At 44.5% G+C, this 18,131-nt stretch carries 16 protein-coding genes; 7 read left to right on the plus strand and 9 right to left on the minus strand.

All coding sequences use genetic code 11. The features are described 5' to 3' along the window. Positions 1–20 precede the first annotated feature (20 nt). Genes AC27G9_RS19440 through AC27G9_RS19460 form a run of 5 tightly spaced genes read right to left on the minus strand, consistent with a single transcriptional unit; the run spans position 21 to position 4,456 of the window. Positions 21–1,280 carry a class I SAM-dependent methyltransferase gene (locus AC27G9_RS19440; RefSeq protein ID WP_487076143.1) on the minus strand — a complete coding sequence of 420 codons (1,260 nt, stop codon included), beginning with the start codon at positions 1,278–1,280 and terminating at the stop codon, positions 21–23. After that, positions 1,280–2,020 (minus strand): DUF1365 domain-containing protein, encoded by a 741-nt coding sequence (locus tag AC27G9_RS19445; RefSeq protein ID WP_487076144.1) that lies wholly within the window; start codon positions 2,018–2,020, stop codon positions 1,280–1,282. Before AC27G9_RS19445 ends, AC27G9_RS19440 begins: the two co-directional genes overlap by 1 nt. Continuing rightward, positions 2,017–3,282, minus strand: coding sequence for an NAD(P)/FAD-dependent oxidoreductase (locus AC27G9_RS19450; RefSeq protein WP_487076145.1), 1,266 nt, complete (start codon positions 3,280–3,282; stop codon positions 2,017–2,019). Before AC27G9_RS19450 ends, AC27G9_RS19445 begins: the two co-directional genes overlap by 4 nt. Further along, positions 3,279–4,028 carry an SDR family NAD(P)-dependent oxidoreductase gene (locus tag AC27G9_RS19455; protein ID WP_487076146.1) on the minus strand — a complete coding sequence of 250 codons (750 nt, stop codon included), beginning with the start codon at positions 4,026–4,028 and terminating at the stop codon, positions 3,279–3,281. The genes AC27G9_RS19450 and AC27G9_RS19455 overlap by 4 nt, the downstream gene beginning before the upstream one ends. Beyond that, positions 4,025–4,456 carry a nuclear transport factor 2 family protein gene (locus AC27G9_RS19460; protein ID WP_487076147.1) on the minus strand — a complete coding sequence of 144 codons (432 nt, stop codon included), beginning with the start codon at positions 4,454–4,456 and terminating at the stop codon, positions 4,025–4,027. The genes AC27G9_RS19455 and AC27G9_RS19460 overlap by 4 nt, the downstream gene beginning before the upstream one ends. Positions 4,457–4,633: 177 nt before the next feature. On the opposite strand from AC27G9_RS19460, the gene AC27G9_RS19465 reads away from it, so the two are divergent. The 3 genes from AC27G9_RS19465 (at position 4,634) to AC27G9_RS19475 (ending at position 6,539) form a co-directional block, all read left to right on the plus strand. Beyond that, positions 4,634–5,209 carry an LON peptidase substrate-binding domain-containing protein gene (locus AC27G9_RS19465; RefSeq protein ID WP_487076148.1) on the plus strand — a complete coding sequence of 192 codons (576 nt, stop codon included), beginning with the start codon at positions 4,634–4,636 and terminating at the stop codon, positions 5,207–5,209. Positions 5,210–5,272: 63 nt separating this feature from the next. Further along, entirely contained in the window at positions 5,273–5,884 is a 612-nt protein-coding gene (locus AC27G9_RS19470; protein WP_487076149.1) for a sigma-70 family RNA polymerase sigma factor, read from the plus strand. Further along, positions 5,877–6,539, plus strand: coding sequence for a ChrR family anti-sigma-E factor (locus AC27G9_RS19475; protein ID WP_487076150.1), 663 nt, complete (start codon positions 5,877–5,879; stop codon positions 6,537–6,539). The genes AC27G9_RS19470 and AC27G9_RS19475 overlap by 8 nt, the downstream gene beginning before the upstream one ends. A gap of 58 nt (positions 6,540–6,597) precedes the next feature. Here the strand turns inward: AC27G9_RS19475 and AC27G9_RS19480 are convergent, their stop codons facing one another. Next, positions 6,598–7,359: an outer membrane protein assembly factor BamD gene (locus tag AC27G9_RS19480; protein WP_487076151.1), complete on the minus strand. Its 762-nt coding sequence runs from the start codon at positions 7,357–7,359 to the stop codon at positions 6,598–6,600. A 159-nt stretch (positions 7,360–7,518) separates the two neighbouring features. Here AC27G9_RS19480 and rluD point away from each other — a divergent pair, with 159 nt between their 5' ends. From rluD to clpB, 3 genes are all read left to right on the plus strand, one after another. Further along, entirely contained in the window at positions 7,519–8,505 is a 987-nt protein-coding gene (gene rluD, locus AC27G9_RS19485; RefSeq protein ID WP_487076152.1) for a 23S rRNA pseudouridine(1911/1915/1917) synthase RluD, read from the plus strand. Beyond that, the gene (pgeF, locus tag AC27G9_RS19490) at positions 8,505–9,227 is read left to right on the plus strand and encodes a peptidoglycan editing factor PgeF (RefSeq protein ID WP_487076153.1); all 723 of its coding nucleotides are present in this window, start codon (positions 8,505–8,507) and stop codon (positions 9,225–9,227) included. Before rluD ends, pgeF begins: the two co-directional genes overlap by 1 nt. A gap of 155 nt (positions 9,228–9,382) precedes the next feature. Then, on the plus strand, positions 9,383–11,953 hold the full coding sequence (gene clpB / locus AC27G9_RS19495) for an ATP-dependent chaperone ClpB (RefSeq protein ID WP_487076154.1): 2,571 nt from the start codon (positions 9,383–9,385) through the stop codon (positions 11,951–11,953). A gap of 57 nt (positions 11,954–12,010) precedes the next feature. On the opposite strand, the gene prsT is transcribed toward clpB, so the two are convergent. From prsT to xdp1 (AC27G9_RS19510), 3 genes are all read right to left on the minus strand, one after another. Continuing rightward, the gene (prsT, locus tag AC27G9_RS19500) at positions 12,011–14,821 is read right to left on the minus strand and encodes an XrtA/PEP-CTERM system TPR-repeat protein PrsT (RefSeq protein WP_487076155.1); all 2,811 of its coding nucleotides are present in this window, start codon (positions 14,819–14,821) and stop codon (positions 12,011–12,013) included. A gap of 86 nt (positions 14,822–14,907) precedes the next feature. Beyond that, the gene (xdp1, locus tag AC27G9_RS19505; protein WP_487076156.1) at positions 14,908–15,753 is read right to left on the minus strand and encodes an exosortase-dependent surface protein XDP1; all 846 of its coding nucleotides are present in this window, start codon (positions 15,751–15,753) and stop codon (positions 14,908–14,910) included. Positions 15,754–15,996: 243 nt separating this feature from the next. Then, positions 15,997–16,809, minus strand: a complete 813-nt coding sequence (gene xdp1, locus AC27G9_RS19510; RefSeq protein WP_487076157.1) for an exosortase-dependent surface protein XDP1 — start codon at positions 16,807–16,809, stop codon at positions 15,997–15,999. Positions 16,810–17,032: 223 nt separating this feature from the next. Between xdp1 (AC27G9_RS19510) and pssA the strand changes: the two genes are divergently transcribed. Continuing rightward, positions 17,033–17,878: a CDP-diacylglycerol--serine O-phosphatidyltransferase gene (pssA, locus tag AC27G9_RS19515; protein WP_487076158.1), complete on the plus strand. Its 846-nt coding sequence runs from the start codon at positions 17,033–17,035 to the stop codon at positions 17,876–17,878. Positions 17,879–18,131 lie beyond the last annotated feature (253 nt).

Genomic DNA, 18,131 nt, shown 5'->3' on the forward strand with positions numbered 1-18,131 from the left:
CGGGCTTAGATTCTTTGCAATCAAGCACGGGTTAGTGACTGGGTGTATTGAGGCTTACTCAGTACCAGCTGAACTGTACTAATCGTACGTTCTAAAAAGCCACCTTCGCAATATTTGAGATAGTATTCCCACATACGCATGAAGCGCTCGTCATAGCCATCTTTAAGCAGCTTTTCCTCACTCGCAGAAAACGCGACATACCAATCTTTCAGCGTCTTGGCATAGTCAAGGCCAATATCGTGCAAGTCGCGAATGTTAAAGTCGCTGTATTTCTTCAGATGGGCATTAATTTCATATTGAGACGGTAAGAAGCCGCCAGGGAAAATATACTTTTGAATGAAGTCCACATTATTGGCGTAGCTGTCATAACGTCTGTCATCGATGGTGATAGATTGCAGTAGCATGAGCCCGTTGTCTTTGAGCAATGACGCGCATTTAGTAAAAAAGTTACCCAAGAACCGTTTACCGACGGCCTCAATCATTTCTATCGACACGAGTTTATCGAATTTGCCTTCTAGCAGGCGATAGTCTTTCTTGAGCAACGTGATTCGATTGCCTAGCTGCTCTTTTTCGACCCATGCCTGAGCATACGCGTATTGTTCTTCTGATATTGTGGTGGTCGTGACCTTGCATCCGTAGTGCTTGGCGGCAAAGACGGCGAGCCCTCCCCAGCCTGTGCCAATCTCCAACAGGTGGTCGTTTTCTGTGAGTTGCAGTTTGTCACAGATTGTTTTCAGTTTGTGGTTTTGTGCACCCTCAAGAGAGGTATTGGGATCGGGATAAATGGCCGACGAATACATCATGGTGTTGTCTAAAAAACGTGTGTAAAGCTTGTTGCCCAAGTCGTAATGCGCTTCTATGTTTCTCTTGGCTTGGGCTTGGGTGTTGCGATTCAGCCAGTGTTGCACCTTGAGAAATGGCATAGACAACCACTTAAACTTATTTTCCCACTCATCGAGCGTTGATAAATTACGCGCAAAAATCTGAATAACTTGGGTGAGGTCAGGACTTGTCCATAGACCGTCCATGTAACTTTCACCCGCCGCAACACTACCGCCTAACAAGAGCTTTTTGTATGCAATCGGGTCAAGAATGTTAACTTCAGCACGAATGTCAGAAGACTTGTCTCCTGCGATCAATACCGGTTCATTGTTTTCTTTTACCGTAATGTGACCGTGCGGAAGTTCTCTTAGCACTTTTAAAAACGTGGATTTACAAAACCGTTCCATTGCAGAAAGCGATGACTTAGTAGGAGTTAAGGTTTGTTCGCCGTAAGACATTATTTTTGTTCCTGATGACTGTTAGCTGGATGCGCGTATATTGGCGTCCGCTTTAACCAAAGCTTTAACGCTTGCCAGTAAATTCCCCAGACGGTTTTAATTGTCATACTGGGAATAGCAATCAATACGTTGCGTAACGACACAGAGTTCAACTGTATTTTTCTCAAATTCATGCCAGCACTAAAATGCTTCGAGGATTGATGGCATTCCATTGAAAGCGATAACGTATCGCTGGGTTGGGCTACTTGCCATTTGTACATCATGTCGAGAGGGTTAAATGGCGACACATGAAATACCTTTTCTACGTCAGCCTGCTCGGTTAAGTTGACGAGATAGTGATGTCTCTCGTTCCATGGTGTATTGCTGACTTCCGCCAACATGTGGCTGTACAAGCCATCAGCATCTCGTAAATAGTAAAAATTGACTGGGCTGAAGTACATGCCAAATGTTCGGACTTGTCCGAGCATAAAAACGTCACCCGTCAGTACTTTTCCAGCCAGTGACGACATTTTATTGAGCACTGACGTCTCTAGGGGTTCTGTTATGTCGCCTAGATAATCCTCCCGGCGGTATTTGACGGCGCTGAGTCCGGTTTGACCGAACCCTTTCACCGAACGGCTGAGGGTGTCAAGCTCATCTAACTTCAGCCAAAACAAAAAAATGTCGTAAGCAAACTGGTGTTGGGTAGGTTCAAACCTCTGGTGAGTAAGTTTACCTCGATAAATGGCGCTTTCTGTCACAGTGATACCCCGAAGCGTTGGCATACGTCCAGTGCACTTTTGACGCCATCTTCATGAAACCCGTTGTACCAGTAAGCGCCACAAAAATGTAGGTTATCTACGCCACAAATTTCGTGGCGTTGTGATTGTGCTGACACCATGTCATCGCTGTATTGTGGATGCGCGTAGCGATATCGCCCTAACACGCTATCCGGCGCGATGGCGTCTGCATTGTTTAACGTGACACAGAATGTGACGTCACTGTCTAAACGCTGCAAAATATTCATATCATAGGTGACAGATGCTGGTGATTGGGCACTGTCGCCATCCTCGTTGAGCAAGTAATTCCAACTAGCCCACGCGAGCTTACGTTTGGGCAGCTGCCCGATATCGGTATGCAGCACAACATCGTTTGGGGCATAGGGAATACGGCCCAGCACATTTTTGTGGGCTTCGGTTGGCGCGGCTAACATGGCAAGAGCTTGGTCGCTGTGACATGCAAAAATAACGTGATCAAAGGTATCGCTATCACCGTTTTCAAGCGTGATATTGATACCGTCTTGCTGGTGCAAGACAGTCTTCACTGGCGCATTCAGTTTAATGTGTTGTCTAAATCCAGCTGTGATGGGCTCGACGTACTGACTTGAGCCACCAATCAGTGTGTACCATTGGGGACGGTCATTGATATTGAGTAAACCGTGATTGTTGAAAAATTGGAGGAAAAATTTTAATGGGAAACCCTTGGTCTGTTCTAAGCTCGCAGACCAAATTGCCGCACACATAGGCAATATGTAAAAATCAGCGAAATCGTCACTCAACTCGTGTTGCTGAATGAAACCATAAAGCGTCACACCTTCGGTATTGTCTCCGGCTTCAATTGCTGCCTTACACAGTTTGTTAAACCGCAATATGTCGCGGACAATACGCCAAAACCTGGGTCTCAGTAGGTTTCGTCTTTGGGCGAAAAGGGTGTTTAAGTTGTTGCCGTTGTATTCAATGTTGTGTTTGTCAGAAGTAACGGAGAAGCTCATTTCCGTAGGTTGTCGTTGTACGCCGAGTTTATCCATCAGTTTGATGAAGTTAGGGTAGGTCCAGTCGTTAAATACGATGAAGCCCGTGTCGATAGCGTACTGATTACCATCCACTTCCACGTGTTTCGTCGCCGTGTGACCGCCAATGTAGTCATTGGCTTCAAAGACGGTAATGTCGTGTTCTTTGTGCAATAAGTGAGCGCAAGTTAAACCTGATATACCACTTCCGATAATCGCGATACGTTGTCTCATTGTTTGTTTTTTTCCTTGAGTGCCGCCAGCGCTTTTGAGCGCATAGAATAAGCGAGAGAACGCTTAACGGATGCGGGCAATATATTGAAGAATCGAAGGATTAAACCGAACATTGTTGGAAAGTATATTGACGCATTGCCATTGAGTATTTTTCTCAACATCGATTCTGCTGCTTCGTCAGCTGTGACTATCATTGGCATGTCAAAATCATTTTTATCCGTTAAGGGGGTTTTTACGAAGCCCGGAGAAACGGTTTGTACAAAGACGTTTTTGTCTTTTAAATCGACTTCCAAACTTTTAGTGAAGTAGTGCAATGCCGCCTTACTCGCACCATAAGCTTGCGAACGAGTAAAGGGCAAAAATCTCGCCATGCTGTCAACGATTACAATTTGGTTCCCAGCTTTGAGCCCAGGCAAGATGCCTGCGACTGAGTTTACGACCCCAAAAAAATTGGGAGCGAAAACGCGTTCGAACATAGCTGGCTCGAATTGTTCTACGTCAACATACTCACAGGTACCTGCGTTCAACACATAGATGTCTGCTTCTGCCGAAAGGAGGGCTGCTTTGGTCTCAGCCTCATTGGTTACGTCAAATCGCAACACGGATATATTGTCTATTTTGTCGAGTGTTTCGAGGGCTGTTTGATTTCTACCACACGCTATCACTTTGTGACCCTGTTGCGCAGCGTGTTTCGCAAAGGCTTCTCCAATTCCGGATGTTGCACCTGTGACTAGAATTGTCTTCATGCTGCCAACCTCCGCTTTATCTTTTTCACTAGCCAGCCAACTACAGGAACATGCTCATAAACCATTTGGCCCAAGTCGTAATAGTCGCGATGATATACAATCTTGTCATCTGTGATTTTCAACTGGGTAATACCATCGAGAAAAATGTGCTTGGTTTGGCCGTTGAGTACTAAATCCATTTTCCATGTCACTATGTAATCGACGCCTTCCTCGTTTTGGTGGCATGCCGCAATGTTGTGAATGTTAAAGTCACATTGCTTAGCCGAGACAAGCAACTTGGCGAAATAGTCTTTTACTGCTGGCAAACCCTGATGTGTCGCAACAGGGTCAACGAAATCAATGTTTTCTGCGTAAATTGATGCTAGGTCTTCTATGTCAAAATTGACGAGATCCCTATATAAATCGCTAAACCTATCAATGACGGTCATATATCTCTTCTCAAAAATGTGAATATAACCAGTACCCTAGTGTAGTTTAAAAAGATCATAAATTATTGGATTGGTATTTATAAATATCAAATTACATTCGAATTCAGCGTTTTGAAAAAAGATCCATTAGCGAGACAAACCCGTAAAGGTTGTAAGTGTAATTTAAGTTATCAAGAGATGAACGCAGTCAAATATCCCTTATTTCCCTTATCTGCCCATTTGCTACCCGGTGGTAGAATGGCGCTTCGAATCTTCGAGCCACGTTATGTGCGCATGATAAAGGAAGCGTGTGCGTCAAACAGCGGTTTCGTTTTGTGCATGTTGGATGCCAAGGGCGATAAGGCGTCAAATCAACACATCCTTCCTCGCGGGACATATGCCGAGGTGATTGATTTCACCACGTTAGAAGACGGCTTGTTGGGAGTAACTGTGGCCGGGCTATATGGCGTAAGCGTAGATAACATTGAAACCGAGTCCGATGGATTGAGAATCGGCGAGTGCCAAAAGGTCGAGCCATGGGAGTGCCAAATCAGCGGAGACGATATTTTACCAATGAAAGAAAAGCTTGGTGAAATATTTGAAATGTATCCTGAGATAGCTTCACTGTACGAAGCACCGTCATTTACCGACCCCATCTGGGTGTTGAATCGGTGGTTGGAACTCATTCCTGTTGACGCTCGCACCAAACAAGAATTTCTCAATCAAAAAGACTGCAGAAAAGTGCTAAACTATTTAACTGAACTAGTGAGTTAATTAGTGATCTTTTAATCCAACCCCGCCGTATAAGTGATATTGTCTACTGATGCGAGCAAGAGCATGTTAGTCGGGATTCCATTGGAACAAAACGCGAAGACAGTAAAGCCAATAGAGTGCGCAGAAGAAATGTCTGCGTATTTGGTCGAAGTCGCAAATAAAAGATGCAAGCTATCGTTCTCGAGGGTTTTTAACTTCTTCGCCCCGAGACTGCGTTCCTACGCATTGAAGCAGATGGGGAATGAGGCGTTGGCGATGGAGCTAGTGCAGGACACGATGTCAAATGTTTGGCAAAAAGCACATTTGTTTGACGCTCAAAAAGGTTCTCCCTCTACGTGGATTTTTACCATTGCGCGAAATATCCGCTTTGACATGCTGCGCAAATTAAACAATCGCAAAGAGGATGTTTGCTCGGATGATCTGTGGCCTGTTCTGTGTGAGCAAACGCCAGACAGCAATGAAGTGTCGCTAGACGAGCAGATTACACTTGAACAAATAGGGCACTTATTTGACAAGCTGCCAGAAAAGCAGAAGGCAGTGATAGAAGCGATATACATTGATGGAAAGTCTCAGCAAGAAGTGGCTGACGAGTTTTGTATTCCGTTAGGAACCGTGAAGTCAAGAGCAAGGCTTGCTCTCCAACGGTTGAAAGGTATGTTAGAAGACCATGATTAAATTACATCCAACACAGTATCAATTGGAAGCGTTTGCTCAAGGCATTCTTCCCCCTGCAGAAGCACTTATTGTTTCAGCACATTGCGACATGTGCCAAGAATGTCAGAGTATCGTTTCTAATCACAACGAATTGCTTGCGCAAGAGGCCTTTGGTAGCACGGCTGAACTCGGCGAAGAGTACAATGATATACTCGCCAATATTATTCATTTGCCACAAGCGAAACCAACAGTAGTCAAGCCGCAGATCAAATCGATAGAGCTTGATGGGAAATCGTTTGAATTACCCAGAGCCTTACAGCGCTACGCAACGAAGACAGGAAATTGGTCGAAGTTGGTTGGAAAATTATGGCAAGCCCCTGTTGATCTTGGTGACATGGGAGTCGCGAATTTCATTTATATGGAAAAGGGCGGAAGTGTCCCTGAACACACCCACAGAGGAACAGAGCACACCCTGGTGATTAACGGTGAATTCAGTGACGGCCTTAATGACTATGACACAGGTGACTTGATTTTTATGGATGGTCAAAACGTTCATGCACCGCAGTCGCACGCTGATGAAGGTTGCTTGGTGTTCACGATAGTTGACCAACCATTGCATTTCACGTCGGGCTTGGCGAGGCTGCTCAATCCCTTTAGTCACTTGTTTTTCAGGTGATAAATAGTTAAAAAAAAGCCGCGATAATCGCGGCTTTTGTGTATGGATCGCTCAATGATTAACTGATGAAATCACTGTCAGGATAATTGAGTTTTAGCGTTTTCATCGCATTGTTCTTGAGGTCTTCGAGCTGTAATATATCGTAGCACGTCACCATAATCTCTAAGGCTTGTTGCACTTTATCCGAGTCTGGGTAGTGTTCAATGACATATCTTCCTCGGTTGGCCGCTGCCACATAAGCTTCTCTTCGCATATAAAAACGAGCGATAGCGATTTCATAGCTAGCCAGCCTATCCTTTATGTACACCATACGCTTTCTTGCGTCAGCGGCATACTTACTATTCGGGTAGTTTTCTACGAGCTCTCTGAAGTCGTTAAACGCTTGTCGCGATTTACTGGGATCTCTATCCGTTCTGTCGATATTCAGCAAATTTTGAAACAAATTGCTATCTGATTCCATGTTTGTTAAGCCGCGCATGAAATAGGCGTAATCGACATCGGAATGATTTGGATTGAGGCGGATAAATCTATCGATTGTTGCCAGTGTTTGATCAGTTCTACCGGATTTATAATAGCTGTAGATGAGATCTAGCTGAACTTGGTGAGACAATGGGCCAAACGGGTAGCGCGAATCCAAACTACTTAAAATATCCGATGCACCGGTAAAGTTACCGTTTCTCATCGCCTCTTGAGCACTTGAATACAACTGCTCTGAACCTGTTTGTGCGAGTTGTTCCTCTACATTCTCCGATGAGCTACAGCCCGTGATCCCTACGATGACACCAAAGACAGCAGGCATCATTAATCTAGAAAATTTCATAATCGTTTTTTTTATCCTGATCTTGCGAGCGTCACCACACGGCGACGTTTTCGACATTCTAACGTACTCAACAACAATAAGACCACAGAAATGTCTTATTAGTAACGTTTAACAAGCCAATCCTTGTTATACTAACCCTTTTAGCCTTTTGAAGTAACTATGAGCCAAAGTGAAAACAGCGTGAATTTGGAAGCCGTTACCGATTCTTCTCATTTCGGTAAGCGTTTAGATCAGGTTTTAGCGGATTTGTTCCCTGAATATTCACGTTCTAAGTTAAAAGAGTGGATTTTAGACGGTTGTGTTACCGTAAATGGCGAGGTTTGTGACATCGCTCGTCAAAAAATGGTAGGGGATGAAGACATTATTGTCGCCGCGACTATTGAAGTACAAATCTCTAGTCAGCCGCAAGATATCGATTTAGACATTGTTTACGAAGATGAACATGTACTGGTGATTAATAAACCTGCCGATTTGGTCGTGCACCCCGGGGCAGGTAACCATGACGGTACAGTGTTAAATGCGCTGCTATCCCATGTACCAGATATTGATAAAGTACCTAGGGCTGGCATTGTTCACAGACTGGATAAAGATACTACAGGCTTGATGGTTGTCGCTAAGACCTTGCCCGCACAAACGCACCTCGTTGACCAATTGCAACAGCGCACTATGAGCCGCGAATATGAAGCGCTTGTCACCGGGACTATGGTAGCGGGCGGAATCGTTGATGAACCCATTGGTCGACATGCGACTAAACGTACTCATATGGCAGTCAGAGAAATGGGTAAGCCAGCGGTGACTCACTATCGTGTAATCGAAAAGTTCCGCGCACATACGCACTTGCGTTTAAAATTGGAAACCGGGCGTACACACCAAATTCGCGTGCACATGGCGCACATCAAACACCCATTGGTAGGTGACCCAGTTTATGCGGGTCGCAATCGCTTACCTAAAGGTGCGACCGAAGCCTGTGTGACGGTATTAAAAGGGTTTAGAAGGCAAGCTTTACATGCTGCACAATTATCCTTTTTCCATCCTGAATCCGAAGAATGGTTAACGTTCAAAGCACCGTTACCAGACGATATGGTAGCGCTAATTGATACTGTCCGAGAGGATTCGGACTTGCACGAGCAACCTGAAGAATATTGATGGTGCTATTGACACCCGGCTGGCAGGCGCCGCCTTATGTTGTGGCGTACTGTACTACTAGGGAAGGTGGCTTGAGCACCGGCGATTATCAAGGCCTCAATGTGGGAATGCACGTTGGCGATATCGCTCATGTGGTCGCTAAGAACCGCCAATCCTTGCCTAACTTTAAAAAAATAGCCTGGCTGAATCAAACCCACAGCGATACCGTAATTGATTTAGATGCATCGAGTGCTAGGGACGGCGATGCGTCGGTCTGTCGTACTTCACGTTTTCAGTGTGCAGTCATGACAGCCGATTGTGTACCCGTTCTCGTTTTTAGTCGGTCGCAAAAAGAGGTGGCAGCTATTCACGCCGGTTGGAAAGGTTTAGCCTCAGGCATTATTGCTAAGACAATCGACAGCATGCTGAGTTCAGCTTCTGACCTATGCGCTTGGGTCGGTCCGGCCATCTCCGGTAAATGCTATGAAGTCGACCTCGCCCTTGCCGAAAAATTTTCAGTATACTCAGACGCCGCTACTCAAATCGACAGAGTGACAAAAAAAGCACGACTGAACATACCTCATATTGCAAAGCTTCAGCTACACGACGTTGGAGTAGGAGAGGTTATCATGTCAGATATGTGCACTTACTCTGCGCCTGCTACATTTTTTTCTCACCGTTATGCGACGCACCAAAACAAAAAGGCGACAGGGCGCATGGTGTCTGTAATTGGACTCGAATAGCGCTTAGTCTCTAACTACTTCGCACACAAAGTGTCGCTTTTGCTCTAGATCAAATCCAAATGGTTATTTTTATCAGTAAACTTGAATCATGACGAAAACGCACCCATAAATTAATCAACTCATTATTCGCTGCATCTTAATGGAGATAAATCGTTATGCGTTTAGACCGATTTACCAGTAAATTTCAGATGGCAATCTCAGATGCCCAATCATTAGCGTTAGGGCGTGATCACCAGTACATCGAGCCTGTTCATTTGATGACCGCAATGTTAAATCAACAGGGCGGGTCCGTTAGGCCTTTACTGGATCAAGCTAACATCAACGTCAATGGCTTGAGGTCCGCTTTAGCAGAAGCGATTGAGCGCCTACCCAAGGTCTCCGGTATCGGTGGCGATGTGCAATTGAGTAAAGAGTCTGGTGTGCTGCTCAATTTATGTGACAAGATTGCACAACAACGGAAAGATGATTACATCACGTCAGAAATGTTTGTACTGGCGGCGCTTCAAGATAAAGGCCGTTTGGGGGAGATATTTAAATCGCTCAATATTACAGAGGCGAGTGTTAATCAAGCCATTGATCAAATGAGAGGCGGCCAGAAAGTCACAGACCCGAATGCCGAAGATGTGCGACAAGCCCTGGAAAAATTTACTACTGACCTTACTGAGCGAGCAGAGCAAGGCCGTTTAGATCCCGTTATTGGCCGTGACGATGAAATTCGTCGCACGGTACAAGTACTGCAACGCCGAACGAAAAATAACCCTGTACTGATTGGCGAACCGGGTGTTGGTAAAACCGCCATCGCTGAAGGATTGGCTCAGCGAATTATCAATGGCGAAGTGCCAGAGGGACTCAAAAATAAACGAGTGTTATCACTCGATATGGGAGCTTTGGTTGCTGGCGCCAAATATCGTGGAGAATTCGAAGAACGATTGAAGGCTGTGCTCAATGAATTGGCTAAAGAGGAGGGGCGAGTCATCCTCTTTATTGACGAACTCCATACTATGGTGGGAGCAGGTAAAGGTGAAGGGGCAATGGACGCTGGCAATATGTTGAAGCCGGCCTTAGCACGCGGGGAATTGCACTGTGTCGGCGCCACGACCCTAGATGAATATCGCCAATTTATTGAGAAAGACGCAGCACTGGAAAGACGATTCCAAAAGGTCCTTGTCGATGAGCCTTCTGTTGAAGATACCATCGCGATTTTACGTGGCTTAAAAGAGCGATACGAGCTCCATCATTCAGTCGATATTACCGATCCTGCGATTGTCGCTGCGGCGAGTCTCTCTCAGCGTTACATTAGTGACCGGCAGTTACCCGATAAAGCTATCGATCTCATCGATGAAGCGGCTTCTAGTATTCGTTTGCAAATTGATTCGAAACCCGAAGAAATGGACAAGCTAGAACGGCGTATCATCCAGCTCAAGCTCGAAGAACAAGCCCTTGCTAAAGAAACCGATGATGCGAGCCATAAACGCCTAGAGACCATTGAGCTAGAGCGAGAAAAAGCAGAACTTAAGTTTGCTCAACTTGAATCGGTGTGGAAGGAAGAAAAAGACGCCATGCAAGGGACGCAAACCATTAAGTCGGAATTAGAACAAGCCCGTTTGGATTTGGAAATTGCGCGTCGAGCCTCTGATTTAAGCCGTATGTCTGAACTGCAATATGGCCGCATCCCAGAGTTAGAGCTCAAATTGGAAAATGCGTCAGAAGGTGAAACCCAAGAAACACAGCTGGTAAAAAACAAGGTTACTGATGCTGAGATTGCCGACGTGCTTTCTCGATGGACTGGGATTCCTGTGGCTAAAATGCTTGAGGGTGAGAGAGAAAAACTCATTCGCATGGAAGAAGTGCTTCACAAACGGGTAGTGGGGCAACAAGAAGCGGTTGAAGCTGTGTCTAATGCTATTCGTCGTTCCAGAGCCGGTTTGGCTGACCCAAATCGCCCTATAGGATCATTTTTGTTTCTCGGCCCAACTGGCGTCGGGAAAACCGAGTTGTGTAAAGCGTTGGCTGGCTTTCTTTTCGACACCGAAGAGGCAATGGTACGCATTGATATGTCTGAGTTTATGGAGAAACACTCAGTCGCCCGATTGGTCGGGGCCCCGCCTGGTTATGTGGGATATGAAGAAGGGGGATACCTCACAGAGGCCGTTCGACGTAAACCTTATTCGGTCATATTGCTGGATGAGGTAGAAAAGGCACATCCAGATGTCTTCAATATTCTATTGCAAGTACTAGATGACGGTAGACTCACTGACGGCCAAGGCAGAACAGTCGATTTCAAAAATACAGTCGTTATTATGACATCGAATTTGGGTTCAGATGTGATTCAGGACAAACATCAAGACAATCAGTATGAAGAGATGAAATCACTGGTGATGAATGTGGTAGGTCAACATTTTAGGCCGGAATTTATCAATAGGGTCGATGACATTGTTGTATTCCATCCTCTTGGTCTTGAGCAAATAAAATCGATTGCGAAAATTCAATTATTGGCCTTACGTCAACGTCTTGCTGATAAAGGATACAAATTGGAGTTATCTGGTAGCGCTCTGGATAAGTTGGCTGAGGCAGGTTTTGACCCAGTGTATGGGGCTCGCCCATTAAAGCGTGCAATTCAAGTACAGATAGAAAACCCACTTGCCCAAAAACTGTTATCTGGGCAAATATCTGCGGAATCGACAATCAGAGTGAACCGAGATGGCGACGAGTTGATCATAAATTAACATGAAGACTGAATAAAAAACGCTCCAAATGGAGCGTTTTTTTACATCTAGTGAAATCTACGAGGAGGTAATTTTATCCAGTAACGCTTGAGCTTTTGGCCGGTTGAAGAATGGCCTGTCTACGTTGACTGCATATTCCAATTCATCTTTCGCTTCCTCTATTCTGCCCAATTCAAGCAAAATGGCGCCAAGGTGATATCGGATATTTGGGTTTCTTGCGTCCCTTGCATAGGCATCTCGCATGTTTTCCAAAGCGCCGACTAAATCACCTTGCTTAGATTTTACCCAACCCATGGTATCTAGTATTAACGGATCATTTCCGTCGATAGCATACGCTTGCTTGGCGTAATCGGCCGCCTTGTTGATGTCAGACTCAATATGCATCTGTGCCAAGCGATTCAAAACTTCTGCTTTGTTGAGTATTTGAGGAACGGATGCAAGCTCTAGATACAGTGGAATTGACTTGTCGTACTCTCGAATGAAAAACAAATACTGGGCGAGTAAGTTCTTTGCTAACAAGTTTTGCGGATGCTTTGCTGAGATGCGCTCTGCTTCTGATAAAAACACGTCTACGTACTTTTCTTGTAGCGCAAAGTTATAAAGGCCCAGAAGGGGTTGTCCGAAATTTTCGTCCAACGTTAGCGCTTTAAGGTAGTAGTCCTTCGCATTGTCAGGCGCTGATTTCTTCAATGCTAGCATTCCACGCAACAACCAATAATTTGGGTTTTGTTGGTTTTTGCTAGCGACTTTCTGTAACGACGACGAGGCCTCATCAAGCATATCGCTTTGAATCTCGAGTCGGATACGTTGCATCGTTAAACGAGTATTGTTAGGGGCTTTTTGTTCGGCTTCACTCAGGGAGGCAAGTGCTTCATTGACCTTACCTAACGCCAACATTAAATCACTGTAACTAACGAGGGATTGTACATCCTGTTTCACAAAGTGCGACGCTATAGCAAGGGTCTTTTCGGCCTCAGAACGTTGGCCTAAACGAAGTTGAATGCTGGCTTTGGTTAAAAGAAACTTAGGGTTATCAAACTCATCTTTGATCAATCGCTCGACATGATACAAGGCCTGATCAAGTTCATTTTGGTTTTGATAGATTTCGACCAATTTTTCTCGAGCCGCGGTGTTTTGAGGGTTCAAGGTCAAAACATCATTGTAGATCACTAACGCTGAGTCTTGTTCTGCGCGCTGAAGGTGGTTAAAAGCTTTGAGTAGTAACGTTTCAGTGTGCTTAGGCGATAGTGATAGTAGCTCCTCTACAATAACACTTGATGCATCGATGTTACCCATTCTGCTTTCTATTGCTGCTAAATTAAACTTTGCAGGGTACAGTATTGGGTTGATTGACAGCGCTTCGAGAATTGCGGTTTTCGCTTCTGCTAATAGACCCTGGCGAATCAACACGCCTGCTTTTAAATTATAGATTTCAGCGTTTTCAGGCAGAAGCTGATTGAGTTGCTCTGTTGCATTTAAAGCATCTTCAAACTGCTCAGCTTGTAATTTTAGTACGGCATAAGTAAATACAAATGCGGGCTCAGATTTATAATCTTCATAATTACTATCAAGGATGGAGAGCGCTTGTTCCTGTTTCCCTCTCGCTGCCATTAACTTGATATTAAAAAGTTGAAGTTTACTACTTTTGGGGTTTCTGCGTTCGAGTTCTTGAACTAATTTTTCCGCTTTAAACGCGCGGTTTTGTTTGATCAGTAGATCTCCCAGTATCAAAGCAGAATCAAGATCATCCAGCAATTGTTCTTGATGCTTTTCTAAAAGTGCGAGCGCTTTTTTGTCTTGTTGGGTCGCAGTATAGGTTTGCGACAGTAGCATGACGGCTTTTAAATCGTCAGGCTCTTCTACAAGGTAGTTGCGGAAGTCATTGCTGGCCTTCTCTAGATTACCATTGAAAAAATTCGTTAAGCCACTGATGTAAAGTAACATGGGCTGTGAAGCGATGAGTTCTGGCGAAAGTTCGGCCATAAAATCATTTAATCGCTGAAGCTGCTCGTTTTTGATGAGTTCATCTTGTTCTCTACTTTGAAGCCAGCTGCTAAGAAGAATGGCAAGAGGGTCATTTGGTGTGTCTTCTATAATCTCATCTACGAGTAGTTTAGCACTGTCATAGTCTTGGCTTTGCATATACAAATCGACAAGATTACGCAGTGCAATAGGGTCATCTTTGTTAAACGATAGTGCTTTTTGTAGGTGTTCGGTGGCTAAGGCTTTGTTGCCCTGTTGAAATGCCAGTTGTCCCTTCAATCGCCAAGCTATTGCATTGGTAGGGTCTATGCTAAGGCTGGTTTCGATGTACCGGCTTGCTCTATCGAGTTGTTCTTCTTGGATAGCGAGTGAAGCGAGACCATTTGTAGCCTGAATTTCTTTGGTGTTGATGTCACGTACTTGTTGGTACGACTGTTTTGCGCAGTCTATTCTCTTTAATCGAGAACATGCCGCCGCTTTGATAAGTAGCCATTCTTGTTTGGCTTCGTTAGTGAGCTTATCCGTTTGCGCAAAATCAACGATATTCCGGTACTTGTTGAGAAAAAGCCAAGTGTTACCCAATGGCTCTGCTAAGAGATTGATGTCTGCTCCCATGTCGAGCGCTTCTGTAAATTCGACTTCAGCGGCAACTAGATAACCATTTATCAGGAGTATTTCGCCCATCAGTATCTTTGAGGCAAGGTTACTAGGATCTTTCTGTAAGCTATTTTTTAAGTGAATATAGGTCTCGTCATACTCCGCCTTATTGTAGGCTTTTAGTGCTTTTTCGTAGTCTTCGGCACTGGTGGCGAAACTGTGGGCTGACATCCCTAATGAGGCTAACGTTACGCTGAGTACAAGCGTACGCTTTATCGCTTTCAACATGGTACTTCCTGAATTTATAGACACAAAAAAGGTGGCTAATAGCCACCTTCCAAACGATACGTGTTTTTAACGCAGATTTAAACTGATTATGCTTGTTTCCGCTGACGACGAGCGAACATTAAAGCTGCACCAGCAATCAACAACGCTAAACTACCCGGAGCCGATACTGGTTTAGGTTGTGGCGTTGGGGTATTAGACTTAGAAAAGTCAACGCCAGCCAATTTGAAAGCGTCATTGTAAAGACTCGCACCACTCACACTACCGAATACTGTGTTGTATGTTCCCACTAGCCAGTATTGTGCTGCGGTAGAAAATCCAAAATCATCAGATGTATACAACCCATTGCTTCGCGAGCTGCCAATGTCAAAGGAGCCCGTTACTAGCGCATTACCCGCAACGTTTGCCCAAGAACTTGTCCCAGACGATAGTGTAGATAAACCGCTTGCGTTTAAACCCGCAACCGATACCTGCTGGTCATAGCGGGCTACGGATCCATTCACTCTCCATGGTAGCCAACTGAAATTGGCGCTATCTAATGTGACTTCGGTATCGAAAGACAATAGGAAGAAGTCAAAACCTTCGCCAATGTTGTCCGTTGCATGGTCTGGTGAGTGCGGGTTTTCATCTAGGTTGGTAATACCATAGCCGACTTGGCCCTGATTGTTCCAATAACCGCGGATTTCAGAATTCGAAACAGAATAAACATTTGAACCGTTACCATTTGACCATGCTGACAATCGCACGTTGACACCGTTCATATTCAGGCTGTCTAGTACAGTGATGGAGCCTGGGACGCTTGCATTAGTCCCATTAGCAATACCGTCTCCATATAGAGAATAACTGTATTCGGACAAAGAAGAATCGCCTGATGCGAAGCTTGAAGCGCTGGCTAAAACTAATAGCGAACTCGCAAAAAATTTCTTAAAGCTCATTTTTTGGGCCTTATTAAAAATACAAAAAATTCGGGATTGTTATGCTTTAAGCGATTTTCGTGCCAACTCTGTATTTTGTTGTTTTTTATGGTTATTTTAGATTTTTGCGAGAGAGGTCTTTGAAGAATTGTAAAACTTTTAGACATCTACTTTAGTCTAAATATGAGGTTGCCTTTATATTAAATAAGGCTTATGTAGCAAAAAAGGAGCAAAAGCTCCTTTTTCGTAATCATTACATTTGGGTTAGCGCGTTTTCTTGCGTCTCCAAGCGATGAATGCTAAGCCACTAGCTAATAATGCGATGCTAAATGGTTCACTGACTTCTGCTGGTGGTTTGCCGCTTGGTGGTGTATTGGCCTGGCTAAAACTGATTGCTGAAAGCTTGAAGGCATCATTATACATTTGGCCGCCGTTGTCTCCAAAAACGGTGTTATAGGCGCCGACTAACCAGTATTTGGCGGTGTCAACTAAATCAAAACTCGCTTGGTAGCCAGATGTCGCTGTATTTATGTTGTATGACCCTGCCGAAAGTGCATTGGCGACAATATCGCTCCATGTACTGCTGCCTGATGTTAAAGCTGAGATATCGTTTAGTGCGGCGACCGAGACTTGGCTATCGTTACGGCTATAGCGCCAGGTAAATTGAGCACTAGATAGATTGACGTCCTGATCAAATGAGAATAATACGAAGTCGAAATCGCTCCAGTTTCCTCTTACTTGATTTACATTGTCTATGGCATGATCAGGACTGTTGTGTGCAGATTCCCAATCATCGTTGGTCACACCATAACCGTAATAATTACTGATTTTATAAAGGTTGGCATCAACTACAATGTCGTCGTTACTACCGTAAGTGTCTGCCCAAGCAGATACGCCGATGTTAACACCGTCAATATTCACACCATTAGACAGTGTTGGCGTCGTGCTAGTGACGACACCATCAGAAATCAAATTATATACACTTTCGTCCAATGAAGAGTCACTGGCAAAGGTTGTATTCGATACAAGGACTAAAGCTCCTGCAAGGAACTGAGAAATATAGAATTTACTACGCATACTACCGAATCCTTTTTACTATAAATTTCGATTGTTGCGTTACGCTTTCCTTTCTTATCGATGAAGGAAGCACAACATGGTTTCGCGATTATATGTTGATCAATAGTTCTATAGGGTATGTGTCTGTATAACTTGTTATAGGTTTTTAGCAAAAACAGTTTCGCTGGGTTTGTTAAATAGGTTGTGAGATACTATTGATGTATGTCGCTGAATTAGAGGAAATATGTCTCAAAGTAAACGCAAAGGTATCTACCTTTTACCAAACTTACTCACTACTGCTGGATTGTTTTCGGGCTTTTTCGCCGTCGTCTCTTCGATGAACGGCCGTTTTGAAGCCGCAGCAGTAGCGATATTTGTAGCCATGATCTTTGACGGGCTTGATGGCAGAGTTGCCAGAATGACAAATACTCAAAGTGACTTTGGGGCTGAATATGACTCAATGGCAGACATGGTGTCTTTTGGTATGGCGCCGGCATTAGTCGCTTACAATTGGGGATTATCCGAATTGGGCAAGTTAGGCTGGCTTGCTGCCTTTATATACGTAGCGGGTGCGGCTCTGAGACTGGCAAGGTTCAATACCCAAGTCGGAATAGCTGATAAACGCTTCTTTCAGGGGTTAGCAAGTCCTGCTGCAGCGGCAGTGGTAGCAGGTTTGGTTTGGGTTGGTGTCGAGTACCAAGCTAACGGTCACGATTATGGATTAATTGTAGCGTTAGTCACAGGCGCGACTGGCTTATTAATGGTAAGTAATTTTAAATACAACTCGTTCAAAGAAGTGAACTGGCATGGAAAGGTGCCTTTTGTCGCGCTCTTGCTGGTTATGCTTATATTTGTAGTAGTCGCTACTGAGCCTGCGCTTGTTTTATTCGTCGTATTTGCGCTTTATGCTTTAGCTGGGCCTATTAATACCTTTAGGACGGTGGACAAAGTCACGTTGCAAGACGTAGTGGGGGATCACGAAGAAGATGCCGACTTTAAATCTGTGTGTGAAAAGGATGGTGTGGAAACGCCAACGCAGGCAGAAAACGAAGTGAAGAGTGACCAAAACGACAAAGAAAAGCTGCAATAGTTTATTTATTAAGCGGGTTGGTTAAAAAGCGGCCGGTTGGCCGCTTTTTTTATGTTTTTTTTAAAAAGCCTGTTGACCTGTTTAAAAGTATCTGTAGAATGCGCGCCTCGTTGACAGGGCAACAGCCAAACAGGCAATCGCTATCAACGTAGCAACCAAATTTGAACGGTAAAAAAATTCAAAAAAATGGTTGACAAATTTGGGGTTCGAAGTAACATACGCATCCCGCTTGAGGCAGTCTGCTAAGACGGTC

This window comes from Alteromonas sp. 5NS40-0096 (assembly GCF_057544385.1).